At 63.5% G+C, this 21,146-nt stretch carries 21 protein-coding genes; 13 read left to right on the top strand and 8 right to left on the bottom strand.

Annotation, left to right across the window (positions count from 1 at the left end; genetic code table 11):
* Positions 1-146: 146 nt before the first annotated feature.
* The 4 genes from ACVOMB_RS14265 (at position 147) to ACVOMB_RS14250 (ending at position 2,547) form a co-directional block, all read left to right on the top strand.
* On the top strand, positions 147-827 hold the full coding sequence (locus tag ACVOMB_RS14265) for an energy transducer TonB (protein WP_481531785.1): 681 nt from the start codon (positions 147-149) through the stop codon (positions 825-827).
* Positions 828-913: 86 nt separating this feature from the next.
* On the top strand, positions 914-1,657 hold the full coding sequence (gene exbB / locus ACVOMB_RS14260) for a TonB-system energizer ExbB (RefSeq protein WP_057629874.1): 744 nt from the start codon (positions 914-916) through the stop codon (positions 1,655-1,657).
* Positions 1,658-1,704: 47 nt separating this feature from the next.
* Positions 1,705-2,133: an ExbD/TolR family protein gene (locus ACVOMB_RS14255; RefSeq protein ID WP_057629873.1), complete on the top strand. Its 429-nt coding sequence runs from the start codon at positions 1,705-1,707 to the stop codon at positions 2,131-2,133.
* 3 nt (positions 2,134-2,136) lie between these two features.
* Positions 2,137-2,547 carry an ExbD/TolR family protein gene (locus tag ACVOMB_RS14250; protein ID WP_282268368.1) on the top strand — a complete coding sequence of 137 codons (411 nt, stop codon included), beginning with the start codon at positions 2,137-2,139 and terminating at the stop codon, positions 2,545-2,547.
* Positions 2,548-3,797: 1,250 nt separating this feature from the next.
* Here ACVOMB_RS14250 and ACVOMB_RS14245 read toward each other — a convergent pair.
* From ACVOMB_RS14245 to cls, 3 genes are all read right to left on the bottom strand, one after another.
* On the bottom strand, positions 3,798-4,565 hold the full coding sequence (locus tag ACVOMB_RS14245; protein ID WP_481531784.1) for a pyridoxine 5'-phosphate synthase: 768 nt from the start codon (positions 4,563-4,565) through the stop codon (positions 3,798-3,800).
* Positions 4,562-4,867, bottom strand: a complete 306-nt coding sequence (locus tag ACVOMB_RS14240) for a hypothetical protein (RefSeq protein ID WP_481531783.1) — start codon at positions 4,865-4,867, stop codon at positions 4,562-4,564. Before ACVOMB_RS14240 ends, ACVOMB_RS14245 begins: the two co-directional genes overlap by 4 nt.
* A 180-nt stretch (positions 4,868-5,047) precedes the next feature.
* Positions 5,048-6,508 carry a cardiolipin synthase gene (gene cls / locus ACVOMB_RS14235; RefSeq protein WP_481531782.1) on the bottom strand — a complete coding sequence of 487 codons (1,461 nt, stop codon included), beginning with the start codon at positions 6,506-6,508 and terminating at the stop codon, positions 5,048-5,050.
* Positions 6,509-6,738: 230 nt separating this feature from the next.
* Here cls and ACVOMB_RS14230 point away from each other — a divergent pair, with 230 nt between their 5' ends.
* From ACVOMB_RS14230 to ACVOMB_RS14205, 6 genes are all read left to right on the top strand, one after another.
* Entirely contained in the window at positions 6,739-7,254 is a 516-nt protein-coding gene (locus tag ACVOMB_RS14230) for a MarR family winged helix-turn-helix transcriptional regulator (protein ID WP_481531781.1), read from the top strand.
* Positions 7,251-9,431: an FUSC family protein gene (locus ACVOMB_RS14225; RefSeq protein WP_481531780.1), complete on the top strand. Its 2,181-nt coding sequence runs from the start codon at positions 7,251-7,253 to the stop codon at positions 9,429-9,431. The genes ACVOMB_RS14230 and ACVOMB_RS14225 overlap by 4 nt, the downstream gene beginning before the upstream one ends.
* Positions 9,421-9,630: a DUF1656 domain-containing protein gene (locus ACVOMB_RS14220; RefSeq protein ID WP_481531779.1), complete on the top strand. Its 210-nt coding sequence runs from the start codon at positions 9,421-9,423 to the stop codon at positions 9,628-9,630. The genes ACVOMB_RS14225 and ACVOMB_RS14220 overlap by 11 nt, the downstream gene beginning before the upstream one ends.
* A gap of 14 nt (positions 9,631-9,644) precedes the next feature.
* Positions 9,645-10,643 carry an HlyD family secretion protein gene (locus ACVOMB_RS14215; RefSeq protein ID WP_481531778.1) on the top strand — a complete coding sequence of 333 codons (999 nt, stop codon included), beginning with the start codon at positions 9,645-9,647 and terminating at the stop codon, positions 10,641-10,643.
* A gap of 64 nt (positions 10,644-10,707) precedes the next feature.
* Positions 10,708-11,799, top strand: a complete 1,092-nt coding sequence (locus ACVOMB_RS14210) for a PA0069 family radical SAM protein (RefSeq protein WP_481531777.1) — start codon at positions 10,708-10,710, stop codon at positions 11,797-11,799.
* 226 nt (positions 11,800-12,025) lie between these two features.
* The gene (locus tag ACVOMB_RS14205; protein WP_481531776.1) at positions 12,026-12,412 is read left to right on the top strand and encodes a hypothetical protein; all 387 of its coding nucleotides are present in this window, start codon (positions 12,026-12,028) and stop codon (positions 12,410-12,412) included.
* A gap of 14 nt (positions 12,413-12,426) precedes the next feature.
* On the opposite strand, the gene ACVOMB_RS14200 is transcribed toward ACVOMB_RS14205, so the two are convergent.
* The 4 genes from ACVOMB_RS14200 to ACVOMB_RS14185 all read right to left on the bottom strand — a co-directional run bounded on the left by ACVOMB_RS14200 (position 12,427) and on the right by ACVOMB_RS14185 (position 15,243).
* Positions 12,427-12,744, bottom strand: a complete 318-nt coding sequence (locus ACVOMB_RS14200; protein ID WP_481531775.1) for a hypothetical protein — start codon at positions 12,742-12,744, stop codon at positions 12,427-12,429.
* Between the two features lie 143 nt (positions 12,745-12,887).
* A complete protein-coding gene (locus ACVOMB_RS14195; protein WP_481531774.1) occupies positions 12,888-13,592 on the bottom strand; it encodes a 2OG-Fe(II) oxygenase in 705 nt (234 codons plus the stop codon).
* Positions 13,589-14,020: a nuclear transport factor 2 family protein gene (locus ACVOMB_RS14190; protein WP_481531773.1), complete on the bottom strand. Its 432-nt coding sequence runs from the start codon at positions 14,018-14,020 to the stop codon at positions 13,589-13,591. The genes ACVOMB_RS14195 and ACVOMB_RS14190 overlap by 4 nt, the downstream gene beginning before the upstream one ends.
* 209 nt (positions 14,021-14,229) lie before the next feature.
* A complete protein-coding gene (locus tag ACVOMB_RS14185; RefSeq protein ID WP_481531772.1) occupies positions 14,230-15,243 on the bottom strand; it encodes a class 1 fructose-bisphosphatase in 1,014 nt (337 codons plus the stop codon).
* 286 nt (positions 15,244-15,529) lie between these two features.
* On the opposite strand from ACVOMB_RS14185, the gene ACVOMB_RS14180 reads away from it, so the two are divergent.
* On the top strand, positions 15,530-16,765 hold the full coding sequence (locus ACVOMB_RS14180) for an MgtC/SapB family protein (protein WP_481531771.1): 1,236 nt from the start codon (positions 15,530-15,532) through the stop codon (positions 16,763-16,765).
* A gap of 307 nt (positions 16,766-17,072) precedes the next feature.
* On the opposite strand, the gene ACVOMB_RS14175 is transcribed toward ACVOMB_RS14180, so the two are convergent.
* Complete coding sequence (locus ACVOMB_RS14175) at positions 17,073-18,275, bottom strand: amino acid aminotransferase (RefSeq protein ID WP_481531770.1); 1,203 nt, start codon at positions 18,273-18,275, stop codon at positions 17,073-17,075.
* A 176-nt stretch (positions 18,276-18,451) separates the two neighbouring features.
* On the opposite strand from ACVOMB_RS14175, the gene ACVOMB_RS14170 reads away from it, so the two are divergent.
* Positions 18,452-20,572, top strand: a complete 2,121-nt coding sequence (locus ACVOMB_RS14170) for a TonB-dependent receptor family protein (protein ID WP_481531769.1) — start codon at positions 18,452-18,454, stop codon at positions 20,570-20,572.
* Positions 20,573-20,650: 78 nt separating this feature from the next.
* The gene (locus ACVOMB_RS14165) at positions 20,651-21,040 is read left to right on the top strand and encodes a hypothetical protein (RefSeq protein WP_481531768.1); all 390 of its coding nucleotides are present in this window, start codon (positions 20,651-20,653) and stop codon (positions 21,038-21,040) included.
* The last annotated feature ends 106 nt before the right edge of the window (positions 21,041-21,146 follow it).

Genomic DNA, 21,146 nt, shown 5'->3' with positions numbered 1-21,146 from the left:
GCAGGAATAACGCCTGAACGGCTGCATTTTTGATGCGCAGCTGGTCAGGATTGGTATAAGCTTGGAGGTTCCTGCGGTGTCATGCACCGCTGAATCAGGGGTGGCTTCACACCACCACCCCGACCCCACTAAAGAGTTCTTGGCGCATGACGGAACAACTGGTCTTCCACCACAGGTACGACGACAGCGATAACGACAAAGGTCTAAGCTGGCCTCGTATCGCTGGTATCGCATTTGTAATCGCACTGCATCTGGCAGCCTTGATGATGCTCCTGATTCCGGCCGTTGCCCCCAAGGCAGCTGCGGAGAAGGAACGCAACGTCATGGTGACGTTGGTCGACGCTCCGCCGCCGCCACCGCCGCCGCCGCCGCCGCCGCCGCCGCCGCCGCAGGACACCCCGCCGCCGCCGGTCAAGAACCTGGCGCCGCCGAAAGCCACCGCAACGCCGCCGCCGCCGGAAGCACCGCCGATCGACGTGGCCGAACCGCGTCCGACCGACGTGGTCACGCCGCCGTCGCCGCCTGCTCCGCCGTCACCGCCGGTTGATATCCAGGCCAGCGTCGACATCTCGTCCAAGGCCATGAACCCGCCGCGTTACCCGCCGGCTGCATTCCGTGCCGGTATCCAGGGCGAGGTCATCCTGATCATTGATGTCGATGCCAGCGGCAACGTCACCAATGTGTCTGTCGAGAAGTCCAGCCGCAACCGCGACCTCGACCGAGCTGCAATGGAAGCGGCGCGCAAGTGGAAGTTCAACCCCGCCCAGAGCGGTGGATCGAAGGCAGCTGGTCGCGTTCGCGTCCCGGTCAACTTTGCGCTGAGCTGATCCATGGGGCGGCTTTGATAGCCGCCACCAGGTCAGGTCAACATTAGCTATACCCTTTAACACCACACACAACAAAGGTAAGCGTCATGCTGCAGGAAATTTTCATCGCCGCTGCTGCCGGGGGCAACGCAAACAACGCTCTCTCGCAGATGGGCTTCGAGCATCTGATCCACGAAATGACCACCAAGCCGGGCGACTTCGCCGTCTCCTGGGTTGTTCTGTTGACCCTGGTGATCATGTCGGCCATGTCCTGGTACTGGACCGTCATCAACATCTTCCGCACCGCTCGCCTGAAGTCGGCTGCTGATCGCGTGCCGTCGCAGTTCTGGGATGCCCCGAACGCACAGGACGCCATCCGCGCCATGGAAGAGCAGCCGGCTTCGGAGCCGTTCTCCAAGATCGCTCTGGACGCAGCCCAGGCTGCTGCCCACCACCAGCAGGCTGGTGCATCGGAAACCCTGAGCCGTTCGGAATTCGTTGACCGCGCCCTGCGTCAGGCCGTGACCCGCGAATCCAACAAGCTGCAGGGCGGCATGATCCTGCTGGCCACCGTCGGTGCTACCGCTCCGTTCGTGGGTCTGCTGGGTACCGTGTGGGGCATCTACGGCGCGCTGATCAAGATCGGTGCAACCGGTTCGGCCTCGATCGACGCCGTTGCCGGCCCGGTGGGTGAAGCACTGATCATGACCGCCATCGGTCTGTTCGTGGCTATCCCGGCCGTGTTCGCCTTCAACTTCTTCAGCAAGATCAACAGCGCGACTGTCAGCAAGTTCGACACCTTCGCTCACGATCTGCACGACTTCTTCGCCACCGGTTCGCGCGTTCGCTAATCCGGCAGCTTAAGTAAGTCTTCGCAACGATATAGACGGAGCCCGTTATGGCTTTCAGTAGTGGTAACAGCAGCGGCCCAATGGCCGACATCAACGTCACTCCCCTCGTGGACGTGATGTTGGTGCTGCTGATCATCTTCATCATCACGGCTCCCCTGATGTCCCATAAGGTCAAGGTGGAGTTGCCGGAAGCCAACCTGATCCAGAACCCGGATACTGCGCCAGATCGCAAGAATCCGATTACGGTGGCGGTCAAGGAAGACGGCAAGCTCTACTGGAACGACGAAGAGGTCTCCAAGGAGACCTTGGAGTCACGTTTCGCGACCGCTGCACAGCAGACGCCGCAGCCGCCGTTGAATCTGCGTGGTGATAAAACCACCAAGATGAAGGTGATCAACGAGGTCACCAAGATCGCGCAGGGTCAGGGCATGCTGGATGTCGGTTTCGTTGCCACCAAAGACAAGCAGGGGCAATAAGACATGGCATTCAGTAGTGGTGGAAACAGGGGCCCTATGGCCGACATCAACGTCACGCCCCTCGTGGACGTGATGCTGGTGCTGCTGATCATCTTCATCGTTACCGCGCCGATCATGACGTATCCGATCGCCGTGGATCTGCCGCAGCGGGTTATCAATCCGCCGCCGCAGCTGCGTGAGCCGCCGCCGCCGATCGACCTCCGCGTCGACGCCAGCAACCAGGTTTACTGGAACAACAGTCCGGTGAACGTGGGCGACCTGCAGCAGAAGATGGAAGAAGAAGTACAGAAGGATCCGACCAACCAGCCGGAACTTCGCATCGAAGCAAGCCCGGATTCGGAGTACGACGTCATGGCCAAGATTCTGGCCCAGGCGAAGAACGCTCAGATGAAGAAGATTGGCTTCGTGCAGTAAGCAATACTGCAATACCAAGTCATGACGCGACTGGAAAACGCCCTCCTTGTGGGGGCGTTTTTTTTTCCTTTTTTTTCCTCTGCGCCGTTTACGGGGTGAGAGGGCAGCTTGCGAACCATCGGTTCTATCCCGGACTTTGCCCTTGCGCCAGCGCCAGCCAAAACGGGCGGGGCGCTGGGTTGGGATGAGCGCAGATCTGGACCGATGCAATGGCTGGGCAGTTGTTTTTCCGGAGGCTTTTTCCAGATCAGAAACAGAAATTCACGGATCTATCGTCCAGCGCTGCGCGTATTCTTGCTTGGCACCGGCAAGCGCCCAAGGCAATCAAGCGCAGTTCTCCAACCAGTTCTGGCAGCGGAAAGTTAATGGAGTCACATCCACAGCGGTGACTTACCCACAGCATCCTGTGGACAGCTTTGCAATATTGAAAAACCTAAGGAAAGGCCAGGATCAGCCTGTGGATTAAAGTCGACGGATTCACGTGGAAACCTTTCGCCTTTGACTCCGCGGCAGCGCCGAGGGCCGGCTTTGCACTGGGGATATCTCAGACGAAAGGCAGGTTGTCCGCTCAGCTGAGCCCGCCCTGCCCTCCTGATTGGGCTATGTGGATAACTGCTGCAACTGATATCGACGCCGCGCAACCAAGACGAGCCAGGTGGTAGTTGCGTGGGCGAATCCATCGGCCCAGTACGTCCTCCAAGACGGCGGCACCACTGTATTCAAGCGCGGATTCGCCACAGCCAGGAAGATGTGATTTACTGGTAGATGGGCGGAAATGAGCCGATTAAAAGGCTAATTAAACGATTTTATTGGCCGGCCCGAGTCCATCGGACTGGCCGCGGCAATCGGCAATCGGTGCGGATGGATTGATCTTGCTGCAACCAGCAGCGGCGCGCGCCAACCGGGAAAGCCGTTACATCGCGTCGTATCGCAGCTGCTCAAATACAGACCCTGCCTGTGGATAAGTCCGCCGCCAGCAAGCGCCCGCGCTCAACGAAGCAAGCCGTGAGCTGCTGACGAACTACGATAAATGGCTTATCCACAACGCTGAGCGGTTCAGGCATATCCCTACGAAACGCTGTGGAAACGTATGTGGATAAGTGTGTGGATGTAATTTCATCTCCCCCTCCAAAAGAGGGTTCGGCACGTTGCAGGCGCTTTCGCCAGACGGGCCGGTGCAGCTTGCTGGCCCATAAGCAGCGCGCGGGTGCTGCCAGCCGCTGCGCTTGCGAGCGAGCCGTCGCCCTGCTTTAACCTTGCAGGTTCTCAGCTTCGGCAATGGCTGCCAGATAGCCCGTCACGCTTGCTTCCAGCCCGGTATACAGGGCTTCGCTGATCAAGGCGTGGCCGATGGAGACTTCCAGCACATTGGGGACATGGGCCAGGAAGGCAGCCAGATTGGCCTGCGACAGGTCATGGCCGGCGTTGACGCCCAAGCCTGCCGCCTGCGCACGGCGGGCCGCATCGGCAAACAGCGCCAGTGACTGCCACGGGTCTCCCGCCGCGTGCGCTTCGGCGTAGGGTCCTGTGTATAACTCAACGCGATCGGCACCGAGCACGGCGGCCTGGGCGATGTCGGGATTGCCGGCATCCACGAACAGACTGACCCGGCAGCCATAAGACTTCAGTGTGGCGATCAACGGCCGCAGGCGCTCGCCATCACGACCGAAGTCGAAACCGTGATCGGAGGTGAGCTGGCCATCGCTATCGGGTACCAGTGTGGCCTGGGCCGGGCGGGTCTGCTCGCACAGCTCGAGCAGGCCGGGGTAACCCTCGCGCGCCGGTGCGAACGGATTGCCTTCGATATTGAACTCCACCCCATGCTGCTGGGTGAGCGCAGACAGCAGCAGCACATCAGCAGCACGGATGTGGCGCTGGTCGGGACGCGGGTGCACGGTGATGCCATGGGCGCCGGCGCGCAGGCAGGTCATCGCCGCCCGCACCACATCCGGATCATTGCCGCCGCGCGAGTTACGCAGCACCGCAATCTTGTTGACGTTGACGCTGAGTGCGGTCATGGCTGCGGCAGCTCGCGGTCGCTGATAGCGGCTGAGGGACTTGCGGGTGCCTGCACAATCGGAGCGGCCGCTGCGGGATCGGCCTTGGGCTGCAGCTGCGCGCGTAGCGCCTGCAGTTCAGCCGCATGCAGGGGGCGCGGAACCGCGTTCACGCCGCCAAAGCGGGCCACGTACAGGCCTTTTGCCCACAGCAGCAGAAACACCAACGCAGCCAACAGGGCCAGCACCAGCAGCCAGCTGTGAGTGGTGGAGAAGGCGAGCAGGAACGCCCCAAGCGCGAGCAATAGAAACAGCCAGTACATGACGATCTCCCTATCAGAGGCGTGCAGTGTAACGGCGCTGGCAGCGCTGATTCCATGCATGGGCAGGGGTTTGTCCGCTGTACCAGACGACCGGTAGGTTCAGCGAAACAAGCGGACTTTGTTCAGGGCACCGCGGTCGGAATCAAACCATTGCGGAACGCTGGCCTGCGGTCCCCTGCCCTATAGCAGCGGTGAAGCCAGCCGTGCGAAGGCTTCCGGCAGACGCTTGCGCCATAGCGAGCGGTCGCGGACGAGCTGCACCTCCTCGGCGCTGTCGAATTCAGCCCGCAGGATGGCTTCCAGTTCACCGGTGAGCTTGTGGTCGGTGTACATCATCGACAGCTCGAAATTGAGCCGGAAGCTGCGGTGATCGAAGTTGGCGGTGCCGACGATGCAGGTGTCCTCATCGGCGATGAAGGCCTTGCTGTGCAGCATGCGCGGGCCGTATTCGAAGATGCGCACGCCGGCCTCCAGCAGTTCATCGAAATAGGAGCGCGCGGCCAGGGTTACGAACCGGGAATCGCTTTGTTTCGGAACCATCAGGCGCACGTCCAGGCCACCGAGAGCGGCTGAAGTCAGCGCCATGCGCGCCGCCTCACCGGGTACGAAGTACGGCGTCACCAGCCAGACCCGGCGCTTGGCTTCCTGGATGGCGGCTACATGCAGGCGATGGATAGGCTCCCAGGCCGAATCCGGGCCGGACACCAGCACCTGCGCATCGATGCTGCCCTGCGCGCGGCTGGGCACATCGGCGGGGAACAGATCGCCGCGCTGGAACAGCTCCGGGCCCTGCTCGGTGGCGTATATCCAGTCTTCCAGGAACACCAGCTGCAAGCTGTGGACAACTTGCCCGCGGATGCGCATATGCAGGTCGCGGTAGGCATTTGGATTATGGCTGTCGTCTTCCTCGTCGGTGACATTGATGCCGCCGGTGAAAGCCACCTCACCATCGACCACCACCAGCTTGCGGTGGGTGCGCATGTTCAGCCATGGCCGCTTCAGCGGCTTGAGCAGTTGGCGCGGATGGAACCAGGCTACGTCGGCGCCGGCTTCGAGCAGCGGTCGCAGGAACTTCCTGCCGACTTTCGATGAACCCACCGCATCCAGCAACAAACGCACCTTGATGCCGGCACGGGCGCGTTCCACCAGCGCGTCGCGCATGGCGGTGCCGGCGTGGTCTGGTTCGAAGATGTAGTACTCCAGATTGACGTGGCGGCGCGCCTTGCCAATGGCATCGATGATGGCGGCATAGGTCGCCGCACCATCCAGCAACCAGTCGACATCGGTGGCGGTGCTTGGTGACAGGCCAGTGGTGGCCTGCCCCACCCGCGCCAGCTCGGTGCAGTTGGCATCGGGCGGACACACCGCGTCATAGGTGCTCATGCCCTCGCGCGAACGGCCACGGCGCAGGCGCTGGCGCACGATCTTCTGTGGCCCGAACAGGTAGAACACGAACAGGCCGATATACGGCAGCGCTGCCAGCGACAGGATCCAGCTCAGCGTGGCGACCGGCTCGCGTTTCTGCAGCACGATGTAGCAGGCCAGCACCAGCAGATAACTGAGGTAGGCGACGGCCAGGATCTGGGCGACGTAGGGAGTGCTGGACAGAGTTGTCCACAGGTCTTGGAGGGCTTCGCGCATGCATCGATTCTAGCCATCGCCGATGACGGCAGGGGCCGCCTGTTTTTTGTAGGAGCGGCGTAAGCCGCGAAGCCACTGCTGGATCCAGCGCCAAAAGCGCCAGCCAGCCACGGAATCGGCGATGCGCTTTGCGCGACGGGGTTGTCAGCTTCGCGGCTGACGCAGCTCCCACAAAGCCAAATGTCAGTTTGTGCATTGCATCATTTAATACATAAATGTAATATACCGAGATGGATAAACCCATCCCCGCCGCCGGCGGCTATGCCAGCATCGACCAGAAGCTGGCGATCAGCAGTGCCCGCCATCCAGGTTTCCCGCGCGACCAGGCCATGCTGGCGCGCTTGATCAAGCTGGTGCATAAGCTATTTTGCGACCACGGCAACCAGCTGATGCGCGAGTACGGTATCTCCCACCCGGAGTACAACGTACTGATGATGCTGGATGGCTCCGAGCAGGGCCTGAGCCCGTCGGAGATCAGCGAGGCTGCCAGCGAGAAGTCCTCCAACGTCACCCGCCTGATCGACCAGCTGCTGGCCAAGCAGCTGGTCAGCCGCGAGCCCAGTGCCGAGGACCGGCGCAAGCTGGTGGTGCGCCTGAGCCCGGCCGGCGAACAACTGATCGAGCAGGTGATGCCGGCAGTGATCAAGCAACTGCAGCACTTCTTCAGCGGCGTCGAGCCGGCAGAACTGCGCCACACCGAAGCTGTGCTGACCCGCATCCTGATGGGCCTGGAACAACAGCCATGAGTACCCGACCGGCTGAGTGCGCGCCGGGCGCGCAGCAGTCTCCTGACACCAAGTCCGCCAACCCCTGGCTGCACACCTTCACCCAGGCAATGAGCGGCGAACGCGCGGTGTGGGCCTACATCGGCAAGGTGCTGGTGGCCTTGTACCTGTCCGGCTGGATCGCGATGCGGCTGGGCATGAGCTCGCCCGGCACCGCGATGATCACCGTGCTGGTGGTGATGAACCGCAATACCGGCATGGTGCTGGCCAAGGCCTTCTATCGCGGCCTCGGCACCGTGGTGGGCTGTGCGATGGCGGTGCTGATGGTGTCGCTGTTCCCACAGAGCCCGGTCGCCTTGGTGACGGTAATGGCGATGTGGGCCGGCTTCTGCGCCGGTGGCTCGGTATGGAGCCGTGGCATGGCCTCCTACGGTTTCGTGCTGTCCGGCTACACCGTGGCGATGATCGTGTTCCCGGTGCTCAACCACCCACAGAACATCCTCAACAGCGCACTGGAGCGCACCGGCGAAGTGCTGCTCGGCATGGCGGTGACCAGCGTGGTGTTCGACGTGCTGTGGCCCAACCGCCTGCGTGCCGGCCTGCGTGCGGCCGATGACGGCAACCTCAATGACTTCCTGGGTTTTGTCGCCGATGCGATCGGCGGCCGCCTGCACGGCTTTGAAGTGATCGAGCGTACCCAGAGCCGGGTGGTGCAAGGCGCGATCAACTTCGAAGACCTGCGTGCCATGGCCTACTTCGACGACCCGATCCTGCGCAGCAACAACGGCCAGCTGAAGCTGATCAACCAGCATTTCATGGCGGCGACCTCGCGCTTCCAGGCCCTGCACCACCATATCGATCGCCTGCATCGCAGCAAGGACGAAGCCCTGCTCGCGGCGATACGGGCCAGCCTGAAACCCTTGTCGCAGCTGCTGGACGACAGCGCTCTGCGCGACGATATCCCTGCCCTGGCCAAGGCCCTGCAGCACTGGTGTGGACAACTCAATGGCGTGTTCGCCCGTGAACGGCGCGCGCTGCCGGCAGACCTGCAGACCGGCTTCGATGCAAGCTCCTTGCTGGTGCGCCGCTTCGCCGAAGAGCTGCAGGCTTATCTAGGCGCCAAGGCGCGAATGGAAACCGGCAACGGCCGCCTGCGGGCACGCGCGCCGCGCTTGAGCAAGGTGCGCTTTACCCGCGCCAACGACTGGTATGCGATTGCCTTGGCCGCGGTGCGCTGCTTCGTGGTGATGCTGGCCCTGTCGCTGCTGTGGTTGAGCAGCAGCTGGAACCAGGGCGGTCTGGCGGTATTCGGCATGGCAGCGCTGGTGGCGATGTCCTCGGCCGCACCGGATCCGCTGTGGGTGGTGCGCCGCGCCACCATTGGCCATGTCATAGCGCCGTTCTTCGCGGTGCCTGGCTTCATCGCGATGGCATTGGGATCGGACTTCCCGATGCTGGTGTTGCTGACCCTGCCATCGATGATCGCCTCGCTGTACATCTCCACCCGGCCGCGCTTCGCGGTGACCGGCTTGGCCTTGAACGTCGGCATCCTGGTCTCGTGGAACATGGGTCCGCATTTCCATCCCAGCGCGCAGACCTATCTGGACAACTCGTTGACGCTGGCAGTCGGCGCCTTCATCGCAACCGGCGTGTTCATGCTGGTGCCAGGCCTGCCCGGCAGCAAGCAACGCCAGCGGCGCCTGCTGGAGCGCCTGCGCGCGCAGGTGCAGCTGGCGGTAAGCGCACCGCTGCCCGGCCTGCTGCCGAAGTTTGAAAGCGTCAGCCGCGAACTGTTCCAACAGGTAGCCAGCCGCACCGCGCCCGGCAGCCGGCCGTCACGGCAGTTGTTCGAATGGGCCTTGCTGGTACACGAAGCCGGTCATTGCGCGATCGACCTGCGCCACGATCTGGCCGAGCAACAGCTGCCAGCCACGCTGCAAGCACGGATCGAACAGGCGCTGGCACAGCTCGGTCAGCTCTACCGCGAACCGCAGGCACGCACTCTGCGTGATGCCAAGGCCAGCGTGCAGGCCGCGCTGAGTGAGCTGACCGGTCCGCAACCGCAGGCGCTGCGCGCCGTGCGTGATCACCTTTACCTGCTGCAGATGAGCTTGGACGACAGCGCCTCGGTGCTGGCCGCCTATGTGCAGCGCTCCCGTCGCCAGCAACGCCTGAAGGAGGCCCGCCATGCCGTTTGAAGTTTCCATCGGCGATATCTATTTCCCCGGCTCGCTGGTGCTGGTGGTGCTGTTGCTGCCGGTGTTCGGCCTGCTGGATTACGGCTTGGGCCGGGTTGGCCTGTACCGCCGCGCGCTGCACCCCTCGCTGGTGCGCGTTGCCTTGTTTGCCAGCATTTACTGCATGGCCTTGTTGTTGTTCCTGCCGCACTTTTCCTGATTGAGGATGTACCGATGAAAACCGCCAGCTTGATACGCGGCAGTGTCACCACCGTGGTGGTACTGCTGGCCGCAGTGCTTGCTTATGTGGTCTGGCACCAATACATGCTTAGCCCGTGGACTCGCGATGCACGCCTGCGTGCCGAGGTGGTGCGCATTGCGCCGGATGTGTCCGGGCTGGTCACCGACGTCGCCGTGCACGACAACCAGCTGGTCAAGAAAGGCCAGCTGCTGTTCGTCATCGACCGCGACCGCTATGCACTGGCGGTGGCCAAGGCCGAAGCCGATCTGCAGGCCGCCGAAGCCGCTGCACGCGCTGCAGGCGCCTCGATCTCGGCGGCAAGTGCCGGCGCCAGTGCCAGCCAGGCCGAGTTCCAGATGCGCCAGGAACAGGCCCAGCGTCGCGCCCAGCTCGACGGCATCGTCTCGCGCGAATCGCAGGCCGATGCCCGCGCCGTGGCGCAGGCCGCACAGGCCAGCTGGAAGCAGGCACAGGCCAGCGCGCATGCCGCCAGCGCCGGCAGCCAACAGGCCAGCGCCGCCCTGCAACAGGCGCGCGTGATCCTGCAGCAGGCCCAGCTGGAGCTGGCTCGGACCGAAGTGCGCGCAAGCGCCGACGGCACCATCACCAACCTCGACGTGCGCGTGGGCGACTACGCCGCCGCCGGCCAGGCGCGGATGGCGCTGGTCGCCAGCGAAGGCATGTGGGTATACGGCTACTTCGAGGAAACCAAGCTGCCCAAGATCCATCGCGGCGATGCTGTGGATATCCGTTTGATGGCCGGTGGCGTGCACCTGCAGGGCAAGGTCGAAGGCATCGCCACCGGCATTGCCGATGCCGCAGGGCCGACCGGCAGCAACCTGCTGGCCGAAGTAGAGCCCACCTTCAACTGGGTGCGGCTGGCGCAGCGCGTGCCGGTACGGGTCAGCATCGATCCGCAGTCGGTACCGGCCGATGCCGTGCTCAGCGCCGGGATGAGCGCCACCTTGGTGATCAAGCCCAAGGCCGGCTGAAGCACGATCCGGATGAATGCGGGGCGTCGCAGATCCTGCGACAGCCGCGCGTTAGCGTAGGCGCATGCCTACCCCGATCAAGGGCCGCGGTGCCAGCACCTACCTGCCCGGCCGTTTTGAAACCCAGACCAGTGAAGCCGTCGATGACGGCTGGGCGGTCGATGAGAGCGAGGAATTCGCGGCCGCCCGGCTGCGCACCGATGTGCGCCCGGAAACCGCGCGCAGCATCATCAGCCGCAACAATTCACCGGACGTGGGCTTCAGCCAATCGGTCAATCCGTATCGCGGTTGCGAGCACGGTTGTTCGTACTGCTTCGCACGGCCGACGCATGCCTATCTGAATCTGTCGCCGGGGCTGGATTTCGAAACCAAGATCTTCGCCAAGACCAACGCTGCCGAAGTGTTGCGGCGCGAGCTGTCCAAGCCTGGCTACGTACCGCAGCCGATCGCGCTGGGCATCAACACTGACGCCTATCAACCCATCGAACGCAAGCTTGGCATCACCCGTCAGCTTATCGAGGTGATGCAGGAAACCAAACATCCGTTCTCGCTGATCACCAAGAACGCTCTGGTCGAGCGCGATATGGATCTGCTCGCGCCCTTGGCAGAGCAGCAACTGGTCAGCGTGCACTTCTCGGTGACCTCGCTGGACCCGCACCTGTCAGCCAAGCTCGAACCGCGCGCGTCGGCACCGCATGCACGGCTGCGTGCAATGCGCAGGTTGAGTGATGCCGGTATTCCGGTCGGCGTGATGGTGGCGCCAGTGATTCCGTGGATCAACGACGCCGAACTGGAATCGGTGCTGGAAGCCTCACGCGATGCTGGTGCCAGCAGTGCCGGTTACGTGCTGCTGCGCCTGCCCTATGAAGTTGCACCGCTGTTTCGCGATTGGCTGGATGCACATTACCCACAGCGCGCGGAGCACGTGATGAGCACCATCAACCAGCTGCGCGGCGGCAAGGATTACGACAGCCAGTTCGGCAAGCGCATGCGCGGCGATGGCGTGTATGCCGATCTGCTCGCAAACCGTTTCAAACTGGCCAGCAAGCGCCTGGGTTTCAATGCATCGCGGCAACAATGGCCGTGGCTGGATTGCAGCAAGTTCATCGCCCCGCTGCCGCCGAAGAAGCCATCGCTGCAGGGCGAGTTGTTCTAAGCCCCACCTGTAGTGCCGAGCCATGCTCGGCAGCGCGCAGCGTCGATTGTAGGAGCGGCGTAAGCCGCGAAGCCGATAGCAATGAAATTGCAGGTATCCACATCGCGGATCGATTGTCAGCTTCGCTCCCACAAAGAATTTTTCTGGTAAAGCCCCCAGCGGAGCATGGCTCCGCTCTACAGGTAGTGCGTTACGCTGTCGCCTGAACTTCGTTGGCGAAGAATCCATGCGCAGGCAATACCACTTCCGACCGAGCGAGGCAGGTTTATTGGCCTGGGACGTGCATCATTTGATCGCACTGAGCCGTGACCTGCCCGTTTCGCAAATCGCACTATCAGCAATCGCCGAGCTGGATGAAGCCTATTGGTGGGACGCTGACGCGTCACCACCGACATGCAGGCAGGTAATCGAGCATATGCGGCTGGTTGAAGCAGCGGACTTGCAGTATCCGATCATCCTCTGCCCACAGGGACGGGTGATGGATGGCATGCATCGCGCGGCCAAGGCATTGCTGTTGGGGAAGGAAGAGATCGCCGCAGTACGTTTGCGGGAGCTGCCTTCACCGGATCATGTTGGCGTTGATCCGGACGATCTCTGCTATGGCGAGGTATGAGGCGAACACATCGATCAATCCCCGCCGCCATCTCCACCACCACCGTCGTCGCAGGACACTGCACCACCGCAATTGCTTCCATTAACGATGGGATGGCCAGGGATGTCGCCAACCATCATGCCGGCATCAGTTGCCTGGCCGCGTGCAGCGGCAGGCAGCAAGGATGTGGCAAATGTCAGACAGAGCACCGCACCGATTACCGGTAGCAGCCAGACCAGAGCGATCTGGAGTAGACGTTGCGTACTGGTTTGATCTTTGATGCGGAAGATAAAGAAGCTCGCTATCAAATTGAGCACAACTACCAGCAGCGCAAACAACGTAAGCCATTTCATTGGTGGGCACCTCTGTGATGACGCAAGGTTGCAACAGTCTCTGTAGTGCCGAGCCATGCTCGGCAGAGGCCCTACCGGGAAAGCCCCAGCGGAGCATGGCTCCGCTCTACTCAAGAACGAGCTTTCCGCAGGAATAGTTGCAACTAGCCTTCCTCTCCATACAAGCGCTGCGCCGACTGGAACAATATCCAACTTGTCGCAATGAACTTATCCCCACCCTGCGGCCGATTGCCGCGATGGGTGTGGGTGAATGCCGTAGGCGCAATCAACAGGCTGCCCGCACGCGGCACCACCTTGCGTTGCTGGAACAGGAACTCGGTCTCGCCGTCCTCGAAGCCGTCATTGAGGTAGAGCGTCCACAGTAGATGTCGGTGCAGGGTTTCACCGCCGGGGTCGCGCGGGAACAGCTCGCAGTGCCAGTAGGGATAGCCGCCCTCGCCTGCTGTGTACCACTGCAGGTTGATTGCGCCGGGGCGCAGGCAGGTGCGCGCCAGCTCGGATAGCGCGGCATCGTCCATGGCGGGGAAGTCATCTGCGCTCAGTCGTCGCGCCTGGCCTTGCGCATCGGGTACCTGCAGCATCAACGGCGAAATCAGAACCTGTGGATAACGCCGCAGGTAATGCAGCATGCCGTTGAATACCGCCTGCTGCAGACGTTGCTCGACATCGTGCCAGCCGTCGTTGCCGCTGATGCGCAGGTCGTGGCTGCGTTTGAGTTCGGGGAACACGCCGCTGCCGACCTGGCCGGGTTTGAGCTGTGTGCTGTGGCGCAGACGTTCGACGATGGCCGCGCAATCGGCGGCAGTCAGTGCGTTGTCGTAGACCTCGATGAAGTCAGGCACGCTCATTGCGTGGCTTCTGCCAGCCGTGAGGAATGCGAGGCCAGCATCTGCCATTGGCCGTCGCGCAGCAGCCAGACGCGGGTGAAACGGAACCTGCCCTCCCAGGGTTTGCCGTCGCTGATGGCCGCCTGCACGCTGGTACCGGTGATCACCGCGGTGTCGCCATGCCGACGGACCTGCACGTCTTCGTTGTCGATGCGGGTGTTGCGGCGCTGACGCGTAGTCAGCTCGTCTAGATAGTCGGCCTTGTGTTGCACACGGCCGTCGGAATGGGTGAGCAGCCAGTCGTCGGCCAGCAAAGGTGCGAGTGCTTTGGCATCGCCTTGCAGGCGCAGCTGGTTCCACGCCGTATCGGCCTGCTCCAGCGTTGCGGATGTTTGTGCCCAGGCCCAGCTGGGAGCCAGCAACATCAACAGCAGAATAAATTTGCGCATCGACGGTATCTCCGGAGAGCTACCGTCGATGGTGGCGCGAACCGCCCCGCATGTGTAGTGCCGAGCCATGCTCGGCAGGGGCTTTCCAAGCAATGTCCCGCAGCGGGGCTGTACCGGTAATGCCCCTGCCGAGCATGGCTCGGCACTACATGAGGGTTATCGGTAAGGCTTCTGCCGAGCATGGCTCGGCACTACCGGTGAAGCGCGGCTCAGCCCGGCAGGTCGTGCTCGCGGTGGTAGCGGGTGGCTTCTGCTACTTCGTTCTTGGAGCCGAGGAACACCGGTACGCGCTGGTGCAGCTGGGTCGGGGCGATGTCGAGGATGCGCTCGCGGCCATCGGTGGCGGCGCCGCCAGCCTGTTCGACCAGCAGCGACATGGGATTGGCTTCGTACATCAGGCGCAGCTTGCCGGCCTTGGACGGGTCCTTCTTGTCCCACGGGTAGATGAAGATGCCGCCGCGGGTCAGGATGCGATGCACGTCGGCCACCATCGAGGCGATCCAGCGCATGTTGAAGTCCTTGCTGCGCACGCCGTCCTTGCCGGCCAGCAGGTCAGCCACATAGCCCTGCATCGGCGCTTCCCAGTGGCGCTGGTTGGACATGTTGATGGCGAACTCCTTGGTGTCCGCCGGCACCTGCATGCCGCGCTGGGTCAGCACGAACTCGCCGGTTTCACGGTCCAGGGTGAAGGCGTGGGTGCCATGGCCCACGGTCAGGACCAACATGGTGCTGGGCCCGTAGATGCAGTAACCGGCGGCGACCTGCTGGGTGCCCGGCTGCAGGAAGTGCTCGTCGCCCGGCTTATCCACACCCTTGGGCGAGCGCAGCACCGAGAAGATGGTGCCGACCGAGACGTTCACATCGATGTTGGAGCTGCCGTCCAGCGGATCGAACAGCAGCAGGAAGTCGCCCAGCGGGTATTCCGACGGCACCGGCTGGCTGTGGTCCATTTCCTCGGAGGCGCAGGCGGCCAGGTGGCCGCCCCAGGCATTGGCTTCGAGCAGGATCTCGTTGGAGATCACGTCGAGCTTCTTCTGTGCCTCGCCCTGTACGTTGCCGGTGCCGGCATCACCCAGCACGCCGCCCAGGGCGCCCTTGCTGACGGCGATCGAGATGCTGGTGCAGGCGCGGGCCACCACGGCCACCAACTGGCGCAGGTCGGCGTTGATGCGCTTGGCATGCTGTTCTTCGATCAGGAAACGGGTCAGCGACGTACGGGACATGGACGGCAACTACCTTCAGACGAAAGGGGCGCTATTGTCGCGGCTGGCTCGGCTTTTAGCGAGCCGTGGCCAGACTTTGTCTTCCTGTGGACAAATTTGGACAGCGACTGCCAGCCGGAGCGTTGCGTAATTGCCATGGCGAGAAAAGGCCCGTCATGACGGGCGTAAGAGGCTTATCCACAAACGTTTGGGGATAACTCCATAGCGGAATGAGATGTGGATAAGTCCGTGGGTATTGGCTTTATCCACAGGCCTCGTACCATTCAGGGCCTTGCTGGAGAACACGATGGATTGGAACCAGGCCACACATGGTTTGCTGACTGCGCTGGGCATCGGCCTGCTGATCGGCGCGGTGCGCGAGCGCCAGCACGGCGGTCGCAAGAGCCTGCAGGCCGGCGTTCGTACGCATGCGCTGTCGGCCTTGTTGGGTGCGGCCGCGCTGATGCTGGGCCAGGCGGTTTTCGTGGTCGCGCTGCTGGCAGTGGCTGCGCTGGCCTGGACCAGCTACCGGGTCACCTCGCGTGAAGATCCCGGTCTGACCGGCGAGATCGCCCTGTTGATAACTGTGCTGCTGGGCGGCTTGGGCATGCAGCAGCAGGCGCTGGCGGCGGCGCTGGGCGTGGTGGTGGCGATCCTGCTGTGGGCCAAGGCGCCATTGGCGCGGCTGAGCCGGGAAGTGATCAGCGATCAGGAAGTACGCGACGCCCTGCTGCTGGCCGCCTGTGCGCTGGTGGTATTGCCGATGCTGCCGGACAGTGCGGTCGATCCCTGGGGCGTGCTGGTGCCGTCCAAGCTGTGGCAGATCGTGGTGCTGGTGATGGGCGTGGGCATGCTCGGCCACATCGCGCTGCGCGCGGTGGGGGCGCGCTGGGGTTTGCCGGTGGCCGGGTTCTTTTCGGGCTTCGCCTCTTCTACCGCGGCAGTGGCCGGGTTTGGCCGCAGCAGTCGCGCTGCGCCGGCCTTGGTGATGCCTTCGGTAGCGGCGGCGTTATTGGCGAATCTTGCTTCGTTACTGCTGTTTGCCGCCGTTATCGGCACCAGTTCAGCGACGTTGCTGAAAGCGTCAGCATGGCCTTTGGTGGCGGCATGTTTGGTATTGCTGCTGTGCTCGGCGTTGGGGCTGCGCCATGTGGCCGATGAAGCGGTGCCGCAGGGGCCAGCGGCCAAGGCCTTCCAGTTGAAGCACGCCTTGCTGATCGCGCTGGTAATTGCGGTGGTGCTGCTGTTGTCCGAAGGGCTGCGACAGTTGTTCGGGCAGGCCGGTGCCTTGGCCGGGGCGACGATTGCCGCCTTGGGTGAATTGCACGCGGCGGCGGCGAGCATTGCCGGGCTTACGGCCTCCGGTGGCCTGGAGTTGGCGCAGGCGCGCTGGGGTGTGGTTGCGCTGCTGGCCTCGGCGTCATTGGCCAAGTCGGTGTTGGCGTTTGCCAGTGGTGGTGGGCGTTATGGGGCTGGTGTGGCGATTGGGCTTGGGGCAATGGTGGCGGCTGCGGTGGTGGTCACCTGGGTGGTGCCGGGATAGTTGCTGGATATCCACAGGGGCTTGTGGATAAGGCTGGGGGTAATTGCAACGGCAACGGCAGTAGCAAGAGCACCCCTCCCCAACCCTCCCCTGCGCTTCGCGCAAGGGAGGGGGCAAAAGCTGCAGTTGCGCGAGATGACGCAGGCCGCAGGAACTGCCCCCTCCCTTTGCCGCAGGCAAGGGGAGGGTTTGGGAGGGGTGCTTTAGAGCTTTAAAGCCCTTGCTCCACAGCCTTATCCACAACCATCAAGCCACAAAAAAGCCCGGGTTTCCCCGGGCTTTTCAGCACATCAGCAACAACGATGCATCAGCCGCGGCTGACTTCGTAAACCGCCTTTGCCACGTAGTCCAGGTTGTTCTGGCTCAGTGCGGCAACGCAGATGCGGCCGGTGCCGACCGCGTAGATGCCGTAATCGTCACGCAGCGTGTCGACCTGTGCCTTGCTCAGGCCCGAGTAGGAGAACATGCCGGCCTGCTGCTGGATGAAGCCGAATTCCGGCGCGCCCAAGGCGGCCAGCTTCTGCACCATGCCGGCACGCAGGGCGTGGATGCGCTCACGCATTTCGGTCAGCTCGGCTTCCCACACGCCACGCAGCTCGCCACTGTTCAGCACGCCGGCGACAAGCGCGGCGCCGTGGGTGGACGGGCTGGAGTAGATGGTGCGGATGATGCGCTTGACCTGCGACTGCACGGCCTTGGTCGAGGTCGCGTCCGGGCCAACCACCGACAACGCACCCACGCGCTCGCCGTACAGCGAGAACGACTTGGAGTACGAATTGGCGACGATGAAGCTGTCGATGCCGGCTTCGGCGACGATGCGCACGGCCTGGCCGTCCTGGGTGATGCCCTTGTCGAAACCCTGGTAGGCCATGTCGATGAAGGGGAACAGCTGGCGGTCCTTCATCAGCGCCGCAACCTGCTTCCACTGCTCGGTGCTCAGGTCGGCGCCGGTCGGGTTGTGGCAGCAGGCATGCAGCAGCACCACGGTGCCCGGCTGCAGCTTCTGCAGGTCGGCCAGCATGCCGGCGAAGTCCAGGCCGTGCGTGGCGTTGTCGTAATAGGTGTAATCGACCACGTCAAAACCGGCGGCGCCGAACACGGCGCGGTGATTTTCCCAGCTCGGGTTGCTGATGGCGATGGTGGCATGCGGCAGCAGGCGCTTCAGCAGGTCGGCGCCAACACGCAGCGCACCGCTGCCGCCAACGGTCTGCGAGGTCGCGACGCGGCCAGCGGCCAGCAGATCCGAACCTTCGCCGAACACCAGCTTCTGGGTGGCCTGGGTGTAGGCCGGCAGCCCGTCGATGGGCAGGTAACCGCGCGGTTTGGCCTCGGCGGCCAGCGTCTGCTCGATCTGCTTGACGGCGCGCAGCAGCGGAATGCGGCCGCTCTCGTCGTAGTAGATGCCAACGCCAAGATTGACCTTGGTGGTACGGCTGTCAGCGTTGTAAGCCTCGGTCAGACCCAGAATCGGGTCACCAGGAACCTGTTCGACGTTTGCAAAGAAGGACACGGCGATACTCGTATCAGTGGCGGGGAGTGGGGGCGTTCGGCGCGGGGATGCAGCAACGGCGCGCTCAGAACCGCATCATCCTAACAGGGCTGGAGCCCGCTGGCCGTAGGGTTTCAGCTGGAACTTCAGCCCGCAGGACGATGACGCGGCCGCTGCGGATCAGGGATGATGGCCGGATGCGGACTTGTAATCGGTTTTTTGCGTTCTCCGGGCTGTTGCTGGCAGTGCCAGCCATGGCCGAGGAGCTACCCGCCACTACGCTGGATCGGGTGCAGGTTCAGGCGGCCAAGGTCCACGCGGTGGATGATTTCGACCTGCCTGCCGCCAGCACCACGCTGGTGCTGGACACCGACGGTAATGGCCGTGGCGCACAGGTATCCGAAGTGCTGGGCGCGGTGCCCGGGCTGCTGGCACGTGATCGACAGAATTATGCACAGGACACCCAGCTGTCGCTGCGCGGTTTTGGCGCGCGCTCCACCTTCGGCGTGCGCGGGGTGCGACTGCTGGTGGATGGGGTGCCAGCGACCATGCCCGATGGCCAGGGCCAGCTCTCGCACTTCAACGTATTTGGCGCTGATCGGGTGGAGGTCCTGCGTGGGCCGTTCTCGGCGCTGTACGGCAATTCCTCCGGTGGCGTGCTGCAGCTGTGGAGCGCGGACGGCCAGGACGGCGATCCGTGGCGGCTGCGCAGCAGCTACGGCAGCAACAACACCTCCAGCACCGGCGTGCAGCTCAAGGGCCTGGCCGGGGCCATGCACTACAACGTGGCAGCCAACCATTTCCGTACCGACGGCTGGCGCGAGCACAGCGCGGCCCGGCGTGAATCGGTGAATGCGCGGCTGGGCTTTGATCTGGCGGTCGGCCAGCGACTGGAATTGTTGTTCAACGGCTTTGATGCACCACATGCGCAGGACCCGCTGGGGCTGAGCCGTGAACAGGTGCGCGCGAACCCGCGCCAGGCCACCGCAGTGGCCACCCAGTACAACACCCGCAAGTCGGTGCGGCAGACCCAGCTCGGTGCGGTCTACAGCGCCGAGCGTGGCCAGCAGACCTGGCGGCTGATGGGCTATGCCGGGCAGCGTGCGGTGGAGCAGTTCCTGGCGATCCCGCCGGGGCCGCAGAACAGTCCCCTGCACTCTGGCGGGGTGATCGATCTGGACAGCGATTACGGCGGAGTGGACGCGCGCTGGGCCTGGCATGGGCAGCTGGCCGGCAAGCCGTTGGAGTTGGTGGTCGGCGCAAATGCAGACCGCCAGCAGCAGCACCGGACCGGCTACGAGAACTTCATCGGCAGCACGCTGGGCATCAAGGGCCGGCTGCGTCGTGATCAGCAGGACCGTGTGCAGAACATCGATCAGTTCGCGCAGGCCTGGTGGCAGTTCAGCCCGCGCTGGTCGGCGCTGCTGGGCGCGCGCCACAGTGAGGTGCAATTCCGTTCGCGCGACCGCTACATCACCGCCAGCAATCCCGATGACAGCGGCAGCCGCGATTACTCAGCGACGACACCGGTGGCCGGTTTGGTGTTCCGTGCCAGCGATGATCTGCGCCTGTATGCCTCGGCCGGCCGCGGCTTTGAAACGCCGACCTTCAACGAGTTGGGTTACCGCGCTGACGGCGGCGCCGGTCTGGCCTTGGATCTGGCGGCCGGCACTACGCGCAACTACGAGATCGGCGGCAAATGGCGGGCGCAGAGCGGTGCGCGCGTGGAGCTGGCAGTGTTCCGTGCCGACAGCGATGACGAACTGGCGGTGGCGACCAATAGTGGTGGCCGCAGCAGCTATCGCAATATCGGTGCGACCCGGCGGCAGGGCGTGGAGCTGAGCTGGCAGCTGCCGATCGGTGCTGACCAGCAGTTGCAGCTGGCTTACACCTGGTTGCAGGCAAGCGTGCGTCAGGCCTACCTGACCTGCACCGGCCTGCCCTCGCCCTGCAACCAGCCCAGCAACGTGGTGGCTGCCGGGACGCACCTGCCGGGCGTGCCGCGCCAGCAGTTGTTCGCGCGCTGGCAATGGCAGCCGGGGCCGTGGCAATGGGCGGTTGAGGGCGTGGCGGCCAGCGCTATCGGCGTGAATGATCTGGGCAGTGCCAGTGCAGCAGGTTATGGGCTGCTGAATCTGGAGATGGCGCGGCAATGGGCAACAGCACGCGGACCGCTACGTGCATTCGCGCGTGTGGATAACCTGCTGGACCACCGCTATATCGGCTCGGTGATCGTCAATGACGGCAACCAGCGCTATTACGAGCCGGGACCGGACCGCAGTTTCACTGTCGGATTGCAGTGGCAGTGGGCGCGCTAGCAGCGTTGAAACGCCCCGCTCACTCCTGGCTAACGGCCCCGGGCGTAACTGTGAGCGCCCAACAGGGAGGGTTGTGCCATGTACCGCCCCGATCGCATCGAGCATCCCGCTGCACCGACCTTGTTTGGTGCCGATCCCAAGGTGTTGCGGCGTGGCCGGCTAAGGCGCAGCCAACACGCTGCCGACGAAGTGGCACAGGATTTCGTCCAGTACAGCCTCGACGACTATGCGCGGAGGCGGCGGGGTGCACGCGGTTGGCTGGACTTGCAGCCGGCCTATGCATTCGCGTTGGCAACGCATGCGGCGGATTGGCCGCGTGGCAGCGGCGACACCGATGTGGAGCTTGCCGAGCACTGGGAACAGGCGCGCGGCGGCTCGCGGCTGCGCTGGGAGCAGGTACGGGATCTGGTCGAAGACGCGTGGCTGGCGTTGGACCGCATGCCGGTGGCGGCGGTGCATGCACGCTAGGGAAGCTCTGAACAACTCCCCCGAAGCTGCCAGACTGCAATCCGCGATTTGAGAGCTTGATCGACCCATGCAACTAACCTTTGGCGACGCCGAACAACAAGGCCGA

Source organism: Stenotrophomonas sp. STEN018 (assembly GCF_056760235.1).
The sequence above is the reverse complement of the archived record's forward strand: the minus strand, read 5'-3'. Positions and strand labels throughout refer to the sequence as shown.